Origin of the sequence: Microbulbifer sp. MKSA007 (assembly GCA_032615215.1) — a bacterium.
Lineage (GTDB): Bacteria > Pseudomonadota > Gammaproteobacteria > Pseudomonadales > Cellvibrionaceae > Microbulbifer.
Map to the genome: position 1 here is coordinate 1,057,496 of CP128433.1, position 20,469 is coordinate 1,077,964.

General features: G+C 51.1%; 15 protein-coding genes. 9 read left to right on the forward strand and 6 right to left on the reverse strand.

Features of this window, described 5'->3' with window-relative positions; all coding sequences use genetic code 11:
• Window positions 1–51 precede the first annotated feature (51 nt).
• Entirely contained in the window at window positions 52–882 is an 831-nt protein-coding gene (locus QT397_07540) for a sulfite exporter TauE/SafE family protein (GenBank protein WNZ57187.1), read from the forward strand.
• Window positions 883–944: 62 nt separating this feature from the next.
• Here the strand turns inward: QT397_07540 and QT397_07545 are convergent, their stop codons facing one another.
• Window positions 945–2,477, reverse strand: coding sequence for a peptide MFS transporter (locus tag QT397_07545; GenBank protein WNZ57188.1), 1,533 nt, complete (start codon window positions 2,475–2,477; stop codon window positions 945–947).
• Window positions 2,478–2,594: 117 nt separating this feature from the next.
• Between QT397_07545 and QT397_07550 the strand changes: the two genes are divergently transcribed.
• Together QT397_07550 and QT397_07555 are read left to right on the forward strand one after the other, a co-directional pair.
• Window positions 2,595–2,864, forward strand: a complete 270-nt coding sequence (locus tag QT397_07550) for a hypothetical protein (protein WNZ57189.1) — start codon at window positions 2,595–2,597, stop codon at window positions 2,862–2,864.
• The gene (locus QT397_07555) at window positions 2,861–3,997 is read left to right on the forward strand and encodes a transglutaminase domain-containing protein (GenBank protein WNZ57190.1); all 1,137 of its coding nucleotides are present in this window, start codon (window positions 2,861–2,863) and stop codon (window positions 3,995–3,997) included. Before QT397_07550 ends, QT397_07555 begins: the two co-directional genes overlap by 4 nt.
• 62 nt (window positions 3,998–4,059) lie before the next feature.
• Here QT397_07555 and QT397_07560 read toward each other — a convergent pair whose 3' ends face one another.
• The 5 genes from QT397_07560 to QT397_07580 all read right to left on the reverse strand — a co-directional run bounded on the left by QT397_07560 (window position 4,060) and on the right by QT397_07580 (window position 15,119).
• Window positions 4,060–6,771: a TonB-dependent receptor gene (locus tag QT397_07560; protein ID WNZ57191.1), complete on the reverse strand. Its 2,712-nt coding sequence runs from the start codon at window positions 6,769–6,771 to the stop codon at window positions 4,060–4,062.
• 522 nt (window positions 6,772–7,293) lie between these two features.
• Entirely contained in the window at window positions 7,294–9,927 is a 2,634-nt protein-coding gene (locus QT397_07565; GenBank protein ID WNZ57192.1) for a TonB-dependent receptor, read from the reverse strand.
• A 258-nt stretch (window positions 9,928–10,185) separates the two neighbouring features.
• Window positions 10,186–13,101, reverse strand: a complete 2,916-nt coding sequence (locus tag QT397_07570) for a TonB-dependent receptor (GenBank protein ID WNZ57193.1) — start codon at window positions 13,099–13,101, stop codon at window positions 10,186–10,188.
• 107 nt (window positions 13,102–13,208) lie between these two features.
• Entirely contained in the window at window positions 13,209–14,249 is a 1,041-nt protein-coding gene (locus QT397_07575) for a FecR domain-containing protein (protein ID WNZ57194.1), read from the reverse strand.
• Window positions 14,250–14,591: 342 nt separating this feature from the next.
• Window positions 14,592–15,119 (reverse strand): RNA polymerase sigma factor, encoded by a 528-nt coding sequence (locus QT397_07580; GenBank protein ID WNZ57195.1) that lies wholly within the window; start codon window positions 15,117–15,119, stop codon window positions 14,592–14,594.
• Between the two features lie 235 nt (window positions 15,120–15,354).
• Between QT397_07580 and dnaX the strand changes: the two genes are divergently transcribed.
• The 6 genes from dnaX to QT397_07610 are packed head-to-tail and all read left to right on the forward strand — an operon-like array spanning window position 15,355 to window position 20,158.
• Complete coding sequence (gene dnaX / locus QT397_07585; GenBank protein ID WNZ57196.1) at window positions 15,355–17,238, forward strand: DNA polymerase III subunit gamma/tau; 1,884 nt, start codon at window positions 15,355–15,357, stop codon at window positions 17,236–17,238.
• A gap of 55 nt (window positions 17,239–17,293) precedes the next feature.
• Window positions 17,294–17,638: a YbaB/EbfC family nucleoid-associated protein gene (locus QT397_07590; protein ID WNZ57197.1), complete on the forward strand. Its 345-nt coding sequence runs from the start codon at window positions 17,294–17,296 to the stop codon at window positions 17,636–17,638.
• 30 nt (window positions 17,639–17,668) lie between these two features.
• On the forward strand, window positions 17,669–18,274 hold the full coding sequence (gene recR / locus QT397_07595; GenBank protein ID WNZ57198.1) for a recombination mediator RecR: 606 nt from the start codon (window positions 17,669–17,671) through the stop codon (window positions 18,272–18,274).
• Between the two features lie 9 nt (window positions 18,275–18,283).
• Window positions 18,284–19,414 (forward strand): ribonuclease D, encoded by a 1,131-nt coding sequence (rnd, locus tag QT397_07600; protein ID WNZ57199.1) that lies wholly within the window; start codon window positions 18,284–18,286, stop codon window positions 19,412–19,414.
• The gene (locus QT397_07605) at window positions 19,411–19,698 is read left to right on the forward strand and encodes a YcgL domain-containing protein (protein ID WNZ57200.1); all 288 of its coding nucleotides are present in this window, start codon (window positions 19,411–19,413) and stop codon (window positions 19,696–19,698) included. The genes rnd and QT397_07605 overlap by 4 nt, the downstream gene beginning before the upstream one ends.
• Window positions 19,699–19,708: 10 nt before the next feature.
• Window positions 19,709–20,158 carry a YcgN family cysteine cluster protein gene (locus QT397_07610; protein ID WNZ57201.1) on the forward strand — a complete coding sequence of 150 codons (450 nt, stop codon included), beginning with the start codon at window positions 19,709–19,711 and terminating at the stop codon, window positions 20,156–20,158.
• The last annotated feature ends 311 nt before the right edge of the window (window positions 20,159–20,469 follow it).

Here is a 20,469-nt window from a genome sequence, read left to right on the forward strand (position 1 = left end):
TATCTGTTTAAATGCGACAAAATTGTTTGTCGTATTTAAACGGGGTGGGCTATGGAAATACTACTGGTTTATTTGTTGGTCGGTGCTGCTGCTGGAACTATTGCCGGACTATTTGGCGTAGGTGGTGGCCTGATCATTGTTCCTGCCTTGGTTTTTGTTTTCACCGCCATGGGGATATCCCCTGAAATCCTCACCCACATGGCTGTGGGCACCTCCCTAGCAACAATCATTGTCACTTCAATCAGTTCAGTGCGCGCTCACAATAAGAAAAGGGCGGTGGACTGGAAGATCTTTGGAATTATGGCTCCAGGCATTTTAATCGGCTCCTGGGCCGGTGGTGCCACTGCTGAGTTACTCCCCGGTGCCTGGCTGCAGCTGCTGATAGGCGTCTTTGCGATCGTGATTGCGGTGAGGATGTGGCTTAGTGGTGCCCGGCACGATCAATTAACGGAGGGGGCCGGCAACTTGCCAAGGTCATCGTTATTGCTATCTGCTGGGGGAGTTATCGGCTGGGTATCGGCGATTTTTGGTATCGGTGGGGGCTCACTAACCGTTCCATTTTTATCCCGTTGCCGGGTGAAGATGCAGCGTGCGGTCGCTACGTCGGCGGCTTGTGGTCTTCCCATTGCGGTTGCGGGTGCGCTGAGCTTTGGTTTCCAGGGCTGGGGCAATCAGCTTCTACCAGAATGGAGTAGTGGCTATGTGTACTGGCCTGCGTTTTTTGGAATCGTTGTCACCAGCACGTTTTTTGCCCGCTTTGGTGCCAATCTCGCCCATCGCCTTTCTCCCAAAATGCTTAAGCATTGCTTTGCCGTTTTGCTGTTTATTATTGGGGTGCGCTTTATCTGGCTGAATGTCGGTCTGTTACAAGGCTTGCTTTAGGCGAGGGAAAATAAAAAAGGCCACTGCATAGCAGTGGCCTTTTTTTGGAATACAGCTAAGTATTAGGCCGTTTTAGTAGAGCCTTCAGCTGTCGCAGTATTCTGGGGTGCTTCTGAGTCAGTTTCCCAGTACTTGGACTTGAGACTGATCAGGGCCAGGATGCTACCCACTCCGATTGTGAACAAGCTGATTTGCAGGAACAGGTTTGGCATCTCAGCAACATTGTTCGGATCAAAGTTACCTGACAGAAGACCGGCAAAGAGGTTGCCGATAGAGTAAGTCAGAACAAAGACACCCATCATCTGGCCAGCAAAGCGGCGAGGAGAAAGTTTACTTACTGCACTCAGGGCCACCGGGCTCAGGCAGAGTTCACCGACAGTGTGCAGGAAGTAAGTAGCTACCAGCCAGTAAGGAGCAACTTTCAGGCCCGCTGCTGCGTATTGAGCGGCAAAGAACATTACCAGGAAGCCACTGGCCATGATGATCAGGCCAAGTGCACATTTCAGCCCATAGGATGGGGTGATCATGCGTTTGCCCAGGTTAATCCACAGCGCGGCAAAGAAGGGGGACAGGGTAATGATAAAGATGGAGTTAAAGCTTTGTAGCCAGGAGGTTGGCATTTCAAAGCTGCCAATCAGGCGATCCGTGTAGTCGCGGCCGAATAGGTTCAGTGAGGAGCCCGCTTGCTCGAAGCCCGACCAGAAAAAGGTAGAGGCTATACAGACTAGGAATAGCGCCCACATTTTCTTTTTCTCTGACCCGCTCAGCTGGCCGCCAAAGTAGATAAAGCCAAAGTAGGCAAGGAAGGTCAGGGTGAAGGCTACAGCTACGTACTTGGCTATTTCTACCGGGTTGATGGTGATAGTGCCATTCATCACCAAGCCGGTAATCACTGCAACACCGACTACAACAGCACCAATTATGCGCCAAGCCAGTTTTGCCTTTTCTGGCGAAAGCGGGTTCTCGGGATTGAGGCTTGCGTCCCCCAGATTGTGGATAGTGCGGCGATACTGGATCAGGCCAATAGCCATCCCCACAGCAGCGGCACCAAAGCCCCAATGCCAACCGACATTTTCACCGAAGTACCCGCAGACGGCATAACCGATGATTGAGCCCATATTGATGCCCATATAATACAGTGCGTATCCACTGTCGCGGCGAACATCATCTGGTTGGTACAGGTGTCCAACTGCTGCACTGATATTGGGCTTGAGGAGGCCTGTGCCGGTAGCAACAAGGATCAAGCCTATAAAAAAGCTCCAACTGGTTGGGATCGCGAGCACAATATGGCCACACATAATGATGATGCCGCCGTACCATATGGTGCGTTGTCCTCCTAGTAGGCGGTCTGCAATCCAGCCACCGGGCAGGCCGAGGAAGTACACGGCGCCAGTGTAGAGCCCATAAATAGCTCCCGCTGCTGCAACGGTAAAGGCCAAGCCCTCTTCCTGAAGGCTGGCTGTCATAAACAGCACAAGCAGGGCTCGCATACCGTAGTAACTCATCCGCTCCCACATCTCAGTGAAGAAAAGTGTCGAGAGCCCTTTGGGGTGGCCAAAAAAGCCGGCGTCATTTTGGTCTGTATTTGACGACATAAGCTGAAATTCCAGTTGTTATAGCTCTAATGCAATATGCTGTTGCATATTAGGAAGGCAGCCTGGCCAGGGAACTGAAATTTCGGTGCCCTTTGGCTAGCCAGGTAATTCATCCGTGTGTCAGAGTACTATTTTTTTCCTGTATTGCTCTTGTTTAAAGAGGTCGGAATCGATCATTGGTTTGGACTGGGTGTTTCCAGCCAGCTCAAAGGTCCAAATGTTTGTAGCGCCTACCTCCTGCGTAACTTGGAAAGTTTACCAGCTGTCTATTTAACAGGCGAACTGTTGTGGGGCATTTTAAGCAAATGGTACCAGGGCACTCTATTTGCCCCTAAATTGGTGATAAATCCTGTTACAGTTCAAAATTTAGGGGGAGAAACGCTGTGAGGGTGCTATTCATAGTCGCTTTGATACTGGCTATTGTTGGTTGTTCCCAGTATCCAATTATCCACACAAAACAAGTAGATACCGACTCTGTTTTGAGTGGACAGGCTGTTTTTAATCGATCTGTTCGAACAAATGAGCTGCCAGACGAGCAGCTTTTAGAACTTGATACGGAAATTCGCTCATATCTAAATACTCTTTCTCCTGGTTCGATACCTGATAACCGTCTTCAGGCATTGACGAACGCGGTGAGTAAAAGGGAGCTGTTCTTTGAGTATGATGCGAATAGTACCCTCTCTGCTAGGGAAGCCTTTTATCAGCAGCGGGGAAACTGCTTAACTTTTACACTGATGATGGTTGCTATGGCTAGGGAGTTAGGGGTTGAGGCCTTCTTTAATGAAGTCGATGTCCCCCCTGTCTGGAGTCAGGAAGAGGCGGAGACTTTTGTTATTTATCGTCACGTGAATATGGTATCTGAGCACCCAAGCGGTCAACGAATTATCGATCTCAATCTCGAAGTTTACGATCCTATTTATCAGCAGAGAACTTTGGACGATATTACGGCATTCGCTCTTTATTACAGTAATAAAGGTGTGGAGTTCCTTCGTGAAGGAGATGAGGAGCAAGCATTTCTATATTTACGTAAAGCCTTGCAATTACGTCCTGAAAGAAGTGATTTCTGGTCTAACATGGGGGCTTTCTATAGTCGTTTTGACCATCTTTATGAGGCTGAGCAAAGCTATCTCCAATCCCTTGTTTTACAGGAGGATAACCTGGTTGCCAGCAGTAACCTAGAGTGGTTATATCGCGGCACGGGACGTGATGAGTTAGCTGGGGTCTATGCTGATAGGGTGAAATTTCACAGGGAACGTAATCCTTACTACCTGTATTACCAAGCTCGCGAATCTTATGAAAACAAAAAATACCAGGATGCAGAAAAACGTCTAAGGCGAGCTATAAAGACTAATGATGATGATCACCGATTTCATTTTTTACTTGGGCTAACGCAATATAACCTTGGTGATTTATTGGCTTCCAGGAATAGTTTTGAGAAAGCATTTTCGCTGGTGAGTAGCTCAGAGGTGAAAAGTGTATATCAGCAAAAGCTGGATCGTTTGTTGAATAGTGATGATTAATTTAAGTCGTTAGTAAAAAGGGTACCTATGGCACCCTTTTTACATTGGTTCTCGGCCTGACTTTAGAACTGGTAGCTAATACCAGCCCAAGCGTAACGACCTTGGTAGTCATAGCTGCTGTTCACGTCATACCAGCTAGAAGTGTACGACGGTTCGCGATCAGCGATGTTATCGATTCCTGCAGTGAGACGCATGTTGTCGTTCACATCCCAGCCTGCCTTTAAGTTCAGATAGGTGTGTGAAGGAACATCAACATATGGACTCTGGCCATCACTCAAATACTGCGCGTCAATACCAAAGTCCCAGTTATCAGCATACCAAGTTGCACTAGCAAGGCCGCGCCATTTCACGTAGACGCCGCTACTGGTACCGACGTAATCCAGGTAGTCAGAAGTGGCTTCAGTCTCGGTATTGTAAATTTCATACTCAAGGAGACGAGTAGCCTGGGCACGCAGAGCGAGTTTACCTGTGTCAAAGTAAAGGTTTTGAACTACGTCGAGGTCAATACCCTTGGTTCTAATTTCACCGATATTGAGCAGAGAGCCTTCCAGATATGTGATCTGGCCACTGTCTCCGCGTTCGATCAGGGCGCAAGCATCGGCAATACCATCGCGGTAGCAGTCGTCCAGAATTTGCTGAAGATCGGCACTATCGATTGCGTTGGTGATTTCAACGTCGTAGTAGTCCACTGTGATGGAGAGATCTTCAGCAAAAGAGGGTGTCCAGACGATACCAGCAGTAAAGGTACGTGCTTCCTCAGCTTCTAGGTCCTCGTTACCCCCAACATTGGTAGCAATTTGAGATCCTGCCTGGGTAAAGCTTGACCCGACTTCACTACAATTAGCGCCTTGCCCGGAAGTATTTGAACTGCTGGTATCACAGGGGTCGAGCAGGTACTCGTAGCTCTGAGAAGTACCGCTGTAGAGCTCGTAAATACCCGGTGCACGGAAAGAGGTTGAATAGCTGGTACGGAAACGGAAGTTTTCAGTTGGGGCGTAGACAATACCCAGTTTCCCTGTGCTCTGGCCACCGAAGGTGTCAAAATCGGAATAGCGCAGGGCGATATCCATAGACAATTCGTCAGCGTATTTTTCACCGGCGAGAATCGGCAGGTTGAACTCGGTGAACAACTCGGTTACTGAGTAGTCGCCAGCAGTAGCGTCTTGCTGGTTACCAAAAGTATCGCCGTTTTGGGTTTCCTCACTAGGGTTAAACTCACCGGATTCTTTGCGGTATTCAATACCGGCTGCGAATCCGAGAGGGCCGCCAGGAAGCTGAACAGCATCAATATCACCGGTTAAACTTGCACCAAAATTAATCAGATCGTACTCATTATCTTCGCGATCTGTGTAGCTGATGTAGTTGGTAACATCATCGCTCATTCCGCCGAGGAAGGATATATCCTCATCAGCGATGCCACTATTTCCGTCGATAACTTCTTGCAGTAGGGTTTTGTTGTAAGAGTTGCCGATGGTGTTTTCGCCCTCGTTGCGGCCATAGCTCAGGAAAGTATCCCAGCCCCAGCCATTCGCCAGATCACCGCGGGCACCGCCCAGAAGGCGGAAGGTTTCCGTTTTTTGTTCATAGTCTCGAGTGCCGCCTGAAACGGGGCGGAGACGAATATCAGAGATGCCATCTTGCCAGCTGTCACCGTGGGTTGCCTCAGGGGCGGAGGGCTCCAACCCGTCAGGGCTGCCCTGCGATTCCCACTCGTCATAGGCGGCTTCATAAGCAGCTAGTTCAATCTGATACTGGTCTTCCGCTTCCTGCCAGGCTTCTTCCAACTGAGCGGCAATTTCATCTGATACGTTATCTGAGGTCAGGTTTAAGCCGTTCCCACTGTACATGGGTTGGGCTGCCAACTGTTGGTTGGTGGTTTTTACGGTATAGGAGCCTTCACCGTATAGTTCTACGGCATCGGTGATTGAGTAGCTGCCGTTAGCGGTCAGGCTGGTACGTTCCATGGAACCGGAGAGCCACATAAATTGACCGATATCGTATGAGGAATAGTCGGTTAGGGTTTCACCATCATCAGCAACACTAAAAGAGCCGTAGTTGGTGAAGATATTGCCGGTGGGCGACATAGAGCTGTAGAGCTCTGCCCAATCGCGATCGTTGTAGGTAATCTCATCACGTTTACTGTGGCTGAGGTTGGCGATAAATTTGCCGCGATCGCTTTCACCGCCAAAGGTGATCGAAATTTCACCATTTTCACCGCCGCCAGCTTCGGTTGCGCCTGCGCGGGCATTGATGCGAACTCCCTCAAAAGAGTCCTTCATTACGATATTAATAACGCCAGCAACCGCATCAGAGCCGTATACCGCTGAGGCACCGTCAGTCAGAACTTCAATGCGGTCAATCATATCCACAGGGATGTTGTTCATATCCACAGCCGAGCTAACGCCAGAACTGGAGGATACAAAGCGGCGACCATTGACCAAAACCAAGGTACGGGCAGAGCCCAGGTTGCGCAATTCAACGAAAGACAAACCGGCACCGCCGTTGTTGTCGTTGGAGTTGATGCCTGTGGTACCCATGGATGGCAGCTGGTTTAGCAGCTCGTCAATGGTGCCAACGCCAGAACGCGCAATGGTTTCTGAGTCAACCAGAGTGATTGGGCCAGTAGTGGACAAAGGGTCACGAGCAATACGTGAACCAGTAACAATTACTTCTTCTACTTCTGCGCCAACATCAGTGGACTCCTGGGCAAAAATGCCAGTGCTGGCGAGGGTGCCAAGAGCAGCGATGGCAATGCTCAGTTTGGTCTTGATCATAATATAACCTTCTTATACTTAAGGTACTTATAGTGCTTTTTATGATATTAATTAAAAGCTGTCAGACCTGACTTTAATGCATTATTTTTGGATATGGAACTACTCTTGGACTTTTGGAGTCTCTCGACGCCCGGTTTGAGAGTATGTTTATTAGCTAATTTGGCTAATTCTTATACTTTTTACGGGGGCTCATCTGCCTCAAGCCTCCTGTACTGGTAAAACTGTCACTCAGGGAATTCGCTTGTTAGGAAATTTGTCTTTCTTCTGAAACTTATAAATTTAAGGCTTGTGAAGCTGGCTGAAGCATTGAGCTACTACTTGTTAGTCGATATTTTTTTCTAATTCACCGCTTCTTCTCTTGGAAAAAGTGGCTTGGATGAGGGGTAAAGTTGAGGGGCTTTGTGGGGGGAGTGCTTTGTTTGCGGTCGCTAATGGGTTTTAGGGGGGGTTATAGAGTGGTGGACTCGCCTAAAAAAAGGGCCGGCAAAGCCGACCCTTTCGATCTTCTTAGAGGTTTAACTCTTAGAAGCTCATGCTGTACTCAGCGTACAATACACGACCAGTATTGTCGTATAGGTTGTAGTGGTCACGAGCAAACTTGCCATCTTTATCCAGAACTGGATCTTCGTTGGTCAGGTTGCGAGCACCAATCTTAATCATGCCGTAAGATTCTGTATCGATGCTGTAGGACAGATTCACTGTGGTCCAGGACTCCAGGTCTTCTCCACTCTTAACTAGCTCACCACTATCAGTAACATTGGTGAACTCATCGTGACTAGCAACGTAGTCAACAGTCAGGTCTACAGAGTGTTGGTCCATGCTCCAGCCAATACCAAATTGACCACGGAAGTCTGGGTACAGGTTAAAGCCAGAAACATCCTGAACAGGGCCTTGGTAGTAGGCATCAGTATCATAGGACAACTGGTGGCTCACCAAAGTGCTAAGTGAGAGAAGTCCGTAAGGAAGTTCAAAGCTACCATCAACAGAAATATCGAGGCCAGTTACGTCAAGAACACCAGCGTTGGTGGTCTGAGAGTAGAAAACAGTCGAAGCACTGGAGCCATCACCGGTAAAGTAAATGCCACTTTCTTCTGTCAGCTCGACACCAGAGGCCCAAGCATAGAACATGCTCTGAACAGTTGGCTGATAGATTACGTCATCAACTTCTACGTTCCAGAGGCTCAGGTCCAGAGTCCAGTCGTCGATGAACTCCCAGTTACCGCCGATGGACATAGAAGTGGAGGTTTCCGCTTCAAGGTCCTCGCTAGTGGAATAGTAGATATCCCACTGCCTGTAGGTTTCAGTGACTGGGTTGGTAGCACTCTCAGCAGAGAAGGACGATGGGCCGTACAGCTCGTCAAGAGCCGGAGCACGGAAGCCTTTACCCACTCGAGCGCGCAGGCTGAGGGTGTCAGTAACGCGGTAGCTGGCAGACAGGGTCGGAGCAACATTAGAGCCAAAGTCACTGTAGTCATCGTAGCGAAGAGCGGCACTAACTTCGATTGCGTCAGTTACTGGCATAATGGCTTCAGCGAACAAGGCGACTACATCGCGATCACCGCTGGAAGAGTTACCAGAACTGCCACCTACGTAACCAGCTTCGGAGGCTGCGTCGTATTGGTTACCGTATTCCATGTTGTAAGCTTCGGCACCGGTCAGGACAAGGGTCTCACCTGCACCGAACCAGTCGCCAACACCAAACTGCACATGACCGTAGGCTTTGGACATGGCTGTGAAGTTGTCCTGAGAGGTACTTGCCTTCATTGCATCGGCACCCGCTTCGGAGAGGGGATCGATGTCATTTGCAAGTACGTAATCGAGGCCAGTGTAAGACAGGTAGTAGCTACCGAACTCTTTAGACTCGTAACGACCGGTTTGAACGTAGGTTTCATAGCTCACGTTGTCAGACAGATCGCCACGAAGCCCCAGGGTAACATCGTACTGGTAGTCAGTAACAACGTTGTCACGGGGGCCAATGTTGGTCCAGCGGTAATAGCCAGTCAGAGTGTAATCGTCAGTGATTGTACCGTCGGCTATCAATGCGTCGATTTCATCAGTAGTAAACGGATTATCTGCATAGTCTACAGGTACGTCAGACCAGGTAGCTGCTGGCGGAGCATAACGGCCAAAAGACTCTACTTTCGAGAAGAGAACGTTGGAGAAGAACTCTACTTTGTCAGAAATCTCGTAGTTGGCGGTCATGTAGGTGTTGACGCGCTTCAGTTCTGCTTTGTTCGCTGAGATATTGCCGTAAGGGTAAGCACAAAGAGTTCCGTCGGTATCACCGAAAACGCTAGAACCCTGCTCCTGGAACACTGAGTCAGAATCACAGCTATTAGTAGCTCGGTATGATTCGTAGCCTGTTGTGCTGTCTGAAAGCAGCATGGTTCTTCCGTAGTAGGAATAACCATCTGTATCAATATATGTATCTATCGCGCCATCGCCATTTTGATCCTGAATCCAAGGCGCTGTGTAATCGCGATCACCATCGAAGATTGGGTCACGACGGTCAAACTCGGCAGCAAACGTGATATTGCCACGGTCACCGCTGATACCGGTGATAAAGCTGAAGGACTCTTCAGAGCCATCATCCTCAGAACGGTCACCACGGCGAACGGAGAACTCGAGACCGTCGAAATTCTCGCGCATTACCATGTTCACAACACCTGCTACAGCGTCAGAACCGTAAACGGCGGAAGCACCATCGGCAAGGATATCGATGCGCTCAACAGCGGCCATCGGAATCATATTCAGGTTGACAGTTGCTGCACCCAGGTTAGGGGAGCCAGGCAGACGGCGACCATTCAGCATAACCATAGTACGCTGATCGCCCAGGCCGCGAAGGTCAACAGTGGCGTTGGACTGAGCGGAGCTACCGGAGCGCTCACTGAAAGAACCCAGAGAGTTCAGGGGAGTATTGCGCAGGGTGTCAGCAATCATCAGGCTGCCACCGGCCTCAATGTCGGCACGGTCCATGCTCACTACTTGAGCTGCTTCATCGAAATTGGTGCGCTTAATGCGGGAGCCAGTAACAACAACTTCCTCAACGAGGGTAGCGTCATCTTGTGCAAAGGCAGGCATTGCCGGAACCATGATCGCTGCTGCAGTCAGACCTAAGGCCCCTTTTACAGCTGCGGACAGGAGATTCTTTTTCATTGTCAATCCTCTCTTGATCGTTGGATTTATAGTCTTTTGCCATAAGTGGCGATCGTTAAAAGTGACTACCCCCAAGTGGTCACTTTCCTCCCAACAAAGAACAAGACGATTGGCGGGCAGAACCCCTCATAAGAATCGTATTTTTTTTCTAATACTACGTATTGTCAGGTTTGTTATGTATAGGGGTGGTTGCTATTTAAGCAGTTGGGGTGTTTTCTGAGCTTATTACTGTTTCTACTGCGCTTCTAGGCAGTGGAATCAAAGCTTGAAGGAGAGGCTGCCGTAGAAAAAGCGGCCGGTGAGGTCGTAAGTTTGATAGTCGTAATTATTGCTTACGGCAGTTGAGGCAAATGGTGGCGAGCGGTCTAGCAGATTGTTAACACCAGCTGTCAATTTAAGTCGCTGATTGGCAGTAAAGGTGAGTTGTAAGTCGTGCGCGGACCAGTCACTGATCGTGCGGTTGTCTTCAATACCTTCAATATTTGTATAGGACTCTTCAAGGCCGCCTACGTAATGAACGGTGTACCCTGCTCCCCATGGGCCTTTCTTCCAGTAAATCCCTGCATTTGCTTTCCACTTGGGAAGTGAGCCTGCACCGCCGGTCAATATGTCAGTAAAGGTACCCGTGAGATCCTGTTTGGTTGATTCGGGAGAACTTTGGTTGAGGTAATGTAGTGTGCGGCTGATATTCAAGGCGAGTTGGATGTGGCTATTAACGCCAGGGTGGAATTCATAGCGGAAGGCTGTGTCGTAGCCGCGAATTTCTCGGTTGCCCTGGTTTATACGTGATGCGTAAATTTGGGTGACATCACCATAGCCATCGCGAATAACGAGATCCGTATAGCGGTTGAAGTAAGCATTTTGCTCTAGAAGAAACTGGGGGTTGGTAGCGATGACCTTATCTTCTTTGATGTCGTAAAGATCGAATGTCCCACTGAATCCTTCAATTGCAGCTGGTTGCCAGGTGACTCCCAGTGATAGTGTGCGGGAAGTTTCTGGTTTCAGGTCCGGATTGCCACTGAACTCAGTCAGGTACTGTACCCGAGAGCTGTCTGCTTGACCTTGGCATCCTGGAAGACTGATTGCGTTAGAGCTTGTGCAGGGGTCAAATAAAAACTCTTGGGTCTGATAACCTTCCTGGTTCATATCCGTCAGGGTGGGGGCCCTGAAGCCGGTCGTATAACTGCCGCGAATGAGTACTGATTCTATTGGCTTCCATCTCACAGCAAGTTTTGGGTTGCTAGTATCCCCAAAGTCATCGTAATGCGAGGTTCGGATAGCTCCGTCCAGCCATAAACTGTCCGGCGAAAGCGGAATTGAGATCTCGGCAAATGCCTCCTTGATTATGCGGCTGCCTTTCGTCGAGCCGGGGGCGTGCCCCCCAATAAACGAAAGTCCCGAACTGTCATTGGAGTATAGGTTTACACTCTCGCGTCTGAACTCAAGTCCGGCTGCGGCGAGAATGTTTCCTGCCGCTATCCTTTTGATGATGCCGTCAGTGATAAAAGTTAGCGAGGTCATGCGGGAATTGCTGGTCGTAACGCTCTTGCCCCGAATGAAGTTCAGTTGCTCTTGGCTGATGCTGCCGCTAGGGCCTAGAAGGTTAATTGGGATGCAGGAGGTGGTTTCATTGCAGGTATCGGGCCCTTTAAGTCCAATCGATAGGGCGTATGGGTCTATAACATTACTCAAGCTCTCCTTCTTGTGGGTTTGGTGAGTTGAGGCATTTAGTTCCCACTGCCAGTCATCCCAGAAACCCTTTAGCCCTGTGTTTATCCTCCAGGTGTTCGCCCGGTTTTCTTGAGTTCGGGCACCTAGCTCGACGATACGTCGACGTACATCGTAAATGTCCTGACCGAAGCTGTTATAAATATTGTCTGCAGATATCGTCAGATCGCCATTGTCGAATCGGGTAAAGACGGGGGTGGGGGACGATGCTGCTTCTCCTGTTGAGCGCACTCCCATAAACTCAGAGAAGGCAAGGGTGCTCTCTCCAATATCCAGATTGCCAGCTATATAGAAGGAGTCACTCTGCGTTGCTGGAATAGCTGAAGAGTAGTCGCTATAGTCGAACTTATCCTCCGGCGACCAGTCCTGATATGTACCAGATGAGAGGTTGGTTAATATTTCATCCTTGCTTATAGCAATAAACCCTTCAGGGATTGCTGACGATCGCTGATCAGAGCCACCTTCATTGCGGCTGTCGGCCGACTCCGAAACCCCTCTGTTGCGACTCATAACCTCTGCTTGGCGGGTCTGCGAGAGGTTGAGCATCACTTGAGCGCGATCATTTTTCCAGCCCCAGGTTAGTTGATGAGATTCGCTGCGGCGATCACCCTGTTGGGCTTGTCCGTAGTAGCTTTTTACAGCAAGGCCTTCAAAGTTCTTTTGCAGGATAATATTAACCACCCCGGCAATGGCATCAGAACCATAAACAGCTGAGGCTCCATCTTTTAAGATTTCTACTCTCTCGACAATCGACAAAGGGATGGTATTTAAATCCGTTGCTTCACCGTTAAATCCATCACTGATAATCCTTCGCCCATTAATTAACACTAATGTACTACTTGCTGGAAGGTTGCGTAGAGAGACTGTGGCTGTCCCGTCACTTTCCTGGCTAACAGATGTGCTGGTTGAGTTGCCCGATATTGCAGGTAGGAATTGAAGTAGATCCGCAATAGTTTGGGCGCCAGTCATTTCAAGTTGATCGCGAGACAGTCTATCGACTGGCAGGTATCCGTCGGATTGAAAATGGCGTAAATGGCTGCCGGTTAAGCTTTGCCCGGTGACGGTTACCTCTTCCGTTTGTGTAGGGGTGGGAAGGGGCGTGGATGTTGGGTCTGCTGTTGATGACTCGATAATTGCGACAGAGGAGGGGCCGACTTTTTTAAAGGAAAGGGGGGCTTCTTTGAGTAGTTCGGTCAGGGCGGGTTCAAACCGGCCTTGTGGACTCTGTAGTAATTGCTTATTTACTCGATAGTTTGCAGCAAAAGAAGTTCTAACAAGTAGTGATATTTTGCATTGTTTTCCCAGTGATATAAGGGCCTGTGATAGGCTTCCTGAGGATATCTGGATCCCAGACTCTGGGCACTGGGCGAGGGCAGCACTGGGAAGGATGAGTGCTGTCGCAAGGGATATTTTTATCCAGTGCTTAAAAGTCAAAAGGATGCCCATTATTTAGGTGCCAGCCATTGTAGGCGGCAACGGTGTCGCTATTTTGGTTTTATGGGCGGACTAACCTAATTGGACAAGAAACAACCGCCCTGAGGGACGGTTATAACTTAGTTATTCGCGGGAGACAAGATAGTCAGGTTGGTGTTACTGCGGTCTTGCTGTAAATCCAGTGCAGTTGCGATGGCTTTTAGGGTGCTGTCCGGATCAGAAACCTCAAAAGTTCCAGATACAAGTCGGTTTTCCACTTGGGGCGAAGCAGCAACGGGTACATTGAGGTAGCGGTTTAGCTCTGTGAGAGCATCCTTAAGCGGGGTCTTTTCAAAGACTAGTAAGCCTTTTGTCCAGTCCGTGGCCTCTTCCGGGGAGGTCCGACCGATTGGGCTGAGTCCGCGGTCAGATACGCTGACTTTTTGGTTCTTAACCAACTGCACTGACTCAGGTTTCAAGCCAGGAGCGCTTTCAGCCTCGGTGACTGAAACTGTACCTTCGGTTACAGATACCCGTGTGTTTTCAGGGTTTAGCTCTACATTGAACTCGGTTCCCAAAACCCGGATATTGGCGCTACCCGCAGAGACGGTGAATGGACGTGATGTTTGCCTGGCTACTTCAAAGAATGCCTCGCCGCGAACTAGCTCGGTTCGGCGCTCGTTCCGGTTATAGATTACTCTCAGCTTACTGTTGGAGTTCAGTTTTACTTCGGAGCCATCAGGTAGGCTGATGGTTTGTATTTGGCCGAGTTCTGTTGCATACATCTGAGCCTGGGTTTCGCCCCCCATACCTTGGAAACTTACCCACAGGGTTACAATCGCTCCGCAGGTTGCGAGCCCCCCGCCAATGAGCCACTGGGGTAGGGTCCAACTCTTGGGTTTGGTAGCTTTGGTGGATTCTGTTCTATTGAGGTTTCTTTTCTTTTGGGATGGAATGCTTTCAGGGAAAAGAGTTTCCAAAGGCATTTTGGATAGAGCTCCCAGGTCGCCCCACAGCTCAGTGATTTCTGCAAAGGCCCGCTGGTTCTCCTCGACGGAGCACCACTCTTTAAATTGAGAGCGATCGGCTAGAGTAATCGAATCAGAGCGCAGGCGAGCCACCCAAGCGCAAGCCTGATCCAGGCTGTCTTCGCTTACTGCTTGCTTCGGGTTGGTTCTCATGGCTGCTCAAATACCTTGTATCTTTAAACTTTAATTAGCACTGTGATGCTAAAAAGAGCATCTTACTCAAAATTCTCCGATTTGTGTGGCCTTTACCTTGTGGTGCGTAGGTCAATACAAAACAATTCCGGAAATTTCTCTTAGTTAGCAGTGAAAGATGCTGCTAATAGCAGGGATCTTAGTGCGGCTCAATTTCTTAATTGGTCCTTGCAAGCTGAGACGGCTGAACAGGTTTCCCCCTCAACTAATTTTTTGACTTGGCGAATCAGCAGTTTATGACTGCATTTTTAGTTATCGTTAATATTAACGTCGCGCTTGGAGTATGCCTGGCCGGAAGACTGCTTACCCATTAGGGTTCACCTTTTTGCGGCAGGCTCTCAAGGCTTGCAAAATATACTTTTCTACACTGCTCACCGAGATATTCATTTCTTGGGCAATCTCGCTGTAGGAGAGGCCACGTGTCCTGTGCAGGAGAAATGCTTGGCGGCACTTGAGGGGCAGCTTATCCATGGTTTCGTAGATGGACTGCAGCTGCTGGCGGGCTGCCAGTACCCTTTCTGGTGACTGATGGTCCGCGTGGTCGTCGGTGTAGGGCTCTCCTTCCATGGGAGCTTGCTGGCTTACATACTCTACGTGCAGCTTGCCTCGGCGCAGCTGGTCTACGGCCAGGTTATTGGCAATCTGATAGAGGTAGGCCCGTGGATTCTCGAGTTCCTTTTCATCGCTGAGTTTTTGCAGGCGTAGATAGGCGTGTTGGGCGATATCCTCGGCATCGTCAGGGCTTTTTACAATGCGAGAGACAAAGCGCACCAGGGCCTGTCCGTGCTCGGTAAACAGCCTTTCAAGAAGCGTCTTCCTGGCCTTATTCATTACTGATCGTGATCCCCGTACCCTGCTCGCTGTAGTTATGGACTGATTGTTCTTAGTGCGAGCTGGCGCACAGTTATATCACAAGCATTGGTTTCGCTACGAGAGGTACGATCGAACTTGAATGGTCACACTCTCCGATTCTCTATGCCTGAAGATGGATGCCGGTATAATGGCGGCCGCGCCACAGGCGCAGACAATAAGACCTTGCAGAGGTGTGTCGAGCACCGGAGATTGAATGAGTTATCAAGTACTGGCACGGAAGTGGCGGCCGAAGCTGTTTCGCGAGATGGTGGGACAGGAGCATGTTCTCCAGGCGTTGATCAACGCCCTGGATAATGGTCGCTTGCACCACGCCTACCTCTTTGCCGGTACCCGTGGTGTGGGTAAAACCACGATCGCACGAATCCTGGCCAAGTGTCTGAATTGTGAAGAGGGAGTCAGTTCTGAACCCTGTGGCCAGTGCCACACTTGCAATGAGATTGCCGATGGCCGTTTTGTCGACCTGATCGAAGTGGATGCAGCCTCGCGTACCAAGGTCGAAGATACTCGTGAACTGCTTGAGAACGTGCAGTACGCACCGACCCGGGGTCGCTTCAAGGTTTACCTGATCGATGAAGTCCATATGTTGTCGAACAGCTCGTTTAACGCGCTGTTAAAAACCCTCGAAGAACCGCCCCCCCATGTGAAGTTTCTGCTGGCAACGACTGATCCGCAGAAGTTGCCGGTGACTGTGTTGTCCCGCTGTCTCCAGTTCAAGCTGAAGAATATGAGCCCCGAGCGGGTTGTGGGGCACTTGAAGTTTGTGTTGGAGCAGGAGCAGGTCCCGTTTGAAGAAGGAGCCCTGTGGCATCTCGGTCGCGCCGCAGATGGCAGTATGCGAGATGGGATGAGTCTTACCGACCAGGCCATCGCATTTGGTGGGGGGCAAATTATCGAGGCAGAAGTGCGCGGTATGCTGGGCAGTATCGATACCGGCTTGGTGTGGAAGCTGCTGCAAGCCTTGTCTGAAGAGGACGCACAGGCTTTATTTGCCACAGTTGCTGAGTTGTCCCAGCAGGCCCCTGATTACAGTGCTGCGCTGGCAGAACTCGCCGACAACCTGCACCGCATTGCAGTGGCCCAGGTGTTGCCTCAATCTATCGATAATTCCCTGGGTGATGGTGAGCGACTGAGAAATTTAGCTGGGCGTATCGCCCCGGAAAATGTGCAGTTGTATTACCAGATGGCCCTGCTGGCCCGGCGTGACCTGCCTTTGGCCCCGGATCAGCGCAGTGGCTTTGAAATGGCTCTGCTGCGGATGTTGGCTTTCCGCCCCCAGGGTGTTGCGGATATTCCCCGTTCGCCACTGCCATCGGCTTCCGAACCCGTTTCACCAGCACCGGCTCCAGAAGCGCTACAGCCACAGGCTCCTGTAGCGCCAGAAGTACCGGAGGTCAGCCCGGCAAAAAAGCCTGAAGCGGCACAGCCTGCAGCCCCAACTGAAATGGTCAGTGAGTCAGCGACGGAGGCTCAGCCGGAGCAAATTATAAGCCCGCCCCCTGTTCGGGGAGTGGCAGAAGAGCGTCCCCAGCGTAAAGATGTCCTGGCCGAGCTGCGCCAGCGAGTTGCGGAAGTGGAGTCGGCGCCGGCACCACAGCAACCAGTACCACAAAATACGGTGAATACCTCGCGGGAGGCTCCGGTAGAAAGCCGCAGTCAGGAAGTGCCAAAAGGGCGTTTGGAAGCATTAACGCCTGGCAGTTGGCCGGTAATGTATGGACAGCTGGGTATTACCGGTATTTTGCACTCCATTGCCCAGCACTTGGAGATGGTGGGCAGGCAGGACAATATACTCTCGTTCACCCTGGATGAATCCTACAGCAGCCTCTACGACGAAGTTCACCAGCGGCGTCTGGGGGACTCTCTGGCTGACTTCTTCCAACAGCCTGTGGTAGCGCAGATACAAGTAGGGCAGGTACATGGGAGTACCCCCGCCCGATTAGTCGCAGCTACCCGCCAAGCGCGGCTTGAAGCTGCCCAGGATGCACTGGTCGCTGACCCACTGGTTCAAGAATTACAGACAGAATTGAGTGCGGAACTGGTGCCGGGCTCCGTAGAATCACTAGTAGTAGAAGATTAATGACAATTAGGGCCCGGTTTATTCCGGGGCCACATGCACAAGATAGAGGTTACCTATGAAAGGTTTGGGCGATTTGATGCAGCAGGCCCAGAAGATGCAGGCTGACATGCAGGAAAAAGTGCAGAAGATGCAGCAGGAGCTGACTGAACTGCGCATTTGCGGTGAGTCTGGGGCGGGTATGGTCAAGGTGATGATGAATGGTCGCCACGATGTGGTATCTGTGGAAATTGATCCCTCCCTGATGACTGAGGAGAAGGAAATGCTGGAAGACCTGCTGGCCGCTGCGGTCAACGACGCTGTGCGCCGTGTAGAGGAAAAAACACAGGAACTGCAAAAGCAGGGGATGGGAGACCTGACTTCAGGTATCAATTTGCCTGAAGGCTTTAAGTTCCCCTTTTAAGAAGTGGCCATCCACTGGTTTTGAGTTTGTATGTTTAGTCCCCTGATTGAAGAGCTGATCCGCGCGCTCCGCTGTCTGCCCAGTGTGGGCCCCAAGTCCGCGCAGCGCATGGCGATGTACCTGTTGGAAAAAGACCGAGAAGCTGCCTCCCTGCTGGCCCAGAGTTTGGCACGAGCGGTGGAACAAGTGGGGCGCTGTGGGCAGTGTCGCACCCTGACAGAGGAGCCCGTTTGCTCATTGTGTAGCAATAGCCGGCGCGAGCAGGACTCACTGTGCGTGGTTGAGACGCCCGCTGATGTTCTGGCTATTGAGCAGGCCGGTAATTACCACGGTCGCTACTTTGTCCTGCATGGGCATCTCTCGCCCATCGATGGTATTGGCCCGGGGGACCTGGGGATCGACTTGCTGGAGCAGAGGCTCGCTACTGAGCAGTTGCGCGAACTTATTGTCGCCACTAACCCTACGGTAGAAGGTGAAGCTACCGCGCAGTACATCGCGGAGAGAGCTCGTGCCCAGGGGGTGACGGTGAGCCGGATTGCCCACGGTGTGCCCATCGGCGGAGAGCTGGAATATATCGATGGCGGCACTCTCGCCCACGCCTTTAATAGTCGAACCGCATTTTTTTCCGGCAGTTGAGTGATATCGATGACAGAAATAGATACCACTCCACGCTGGGTCGACAGTTACGAGCAGCTGGTAGAGTTGTGTGCAGAATGGCGCAAGCAGAGTGCGGTAGCCCTGGATACCGAGTTCATGCGCAGCCGTACTTTTTATCCCCAGCCGGCGCTGGTCCAGGTAGGTGATGGAAAACACTGCTACCTGATCGACAATTTGGCGATTGAGGAGTTACAGCCGCTTCGCGACCTCTTGCTCGATACCGCTGTCACTAAAATCATGCACAGTTGTAGTGAGGACCTGGAAACCCTGGAGCGCTTACTAGGCGTGATTCCCGAGCCCATTTTTGATACCCAAATTGCCGCTGCAATCTGTGGTATGGGAGCAGGCTTGGGTTATGCGGCGACAGTTAACCAGCTACTGCATATAGAGTTGCCCAAGAGTGAAACCCGCTCGGACTGGCTGCAGAGACCTCTCAGCGATGCACAGAAAACCTATGCCGCCCTCGATGTTGCTTGGTTGCCGGTACTCTACGGCGTACTGGTAAAGGACCTCAATGCGAAGGGGCGCCTGGAGTGGTTGCAGGAAGACTGTGCATCATTGGTGGTCACGGCTCGAAACCCGAGCCCACCTGAGATTTACTACCAAAAAGTGAAAGGTGCCTGGCGCCTGCGCAGTAAACAACTGGCAGTGCTACAGGATGTGTGTGCCTGGCGCGAAAAGCAGGCCAGGGCGCTGAATATGCCGCGCAATCACTTGTTGAAAGAGAATATCTGTCTCGGCTTGGCCCAACAGTTGCCGCGGCATAGAGGTGCCTTGAGCCAACTGGGTATGGAAGGGCGAGCTCTGCGTGAGCACGGCGACGCCCTGTTAAAAATCGTTGCCCAAGCCTGCGGGAGAAGCGATCCACCTGCGCGAATGCAGCAGCCCCTCAACCGGCAGCAGGGAGAAATCCTCAAGCAACTGCGGCTTGAGATGGTGTCTATTGCCGAGCGGGCCGGGTTGCCTGCCGAAATATTAATTCGCAAAAAAGAGCTGGAAGCCTTGGTCCAGGCCCGTCGACCCGAGTTAGAGGGTCGGCTCAGAGGGTGGCGGGCCGATGTGATTGGCCACCCTTTGCTCGAAGCTCTGAAACAATTGCGTAAAGAGGAATTGAAGTGAAAATTTTATGCGATATTTATCGCAGTCCAAATAAAGACGAGATGTATCTGTACGTGGATAAGCGCGAGGGCACTGCGAGGGTTCCCAAAAATCTACTGGAGCTTTTCGGCAAGCCGCAGCACGTCACTACGATGTTGGTGACGCCGGACAAAAAACTGGCCCGTGCGGAGGCGGACAAGTTGCTCAAAGAGGTGCGCACTCGCGGCTATTACTTACAGATGCCGCCAATAGCCGATTCCGAAATGAGTGAAATCGCGCTGAAGAACAGCAAGTTGCAACGCTGAGTCGAGCTAAATGGCACAGGAGCCTTTTTGGCGGCGGAAAACGCTGGAGCAAATGAGTCGATCCGAGTGGGAGCAGCTTTGTGACGGTTGTGGTCGCTGCTGTCTGCATAGTTTGGAGGATGAGGATACGGGTGAGGTCTACCTCACTAATGTGGCCTGCCGCCTGTTGGATACCCATTCCTGCCAGTGCAGCAAGTACAGCCAGCGCAAAGCCCATGTTCCCGGATGCATTCAGTTGCGTATAGAGGATATTGCCGAATTCGATTGGTTGCCGCTCACCTGCGCATACCGCAGCCTTGCGGAAGGGCGCCCTCTTGCGGACTGGCACCCATTGGTATCGGGAGACCCGGAATCCGTTCATCGGGCGGGGATATCGGTGCGTGGGCGCGTTGTCAGTGAAGAGTCGGTTCATCCAGGCGATATGGAGGATCATATTGTCTCTTGGGTTGAACAGGGTTGATCGCAAACGGGAACTGCGACCTGTGAACGCCTTTGGATATTGCGCATAATTAAGGAGCCTCTGAATAACTCCGTAATGCCTCTGCGGGTCTTGAAGGCTGCAGATGTTAGGCGCAGCTCGCCGCGAATGGCCGTAGCCCTTTGCAAGAGCTGCAACACAGCAGATGCGGCCTTCAAGGCCCGCCCTTCGGGGCATTCGGAGCGATTCACACTCCGCGTTGCGACTTCTTGAAAGGTCTAGACATTCCTGCGAAGCCGCGCCTTGATTGTGAACCGCTCTGCATGCCAGAGGCATCACAGAGTTACTCAGAG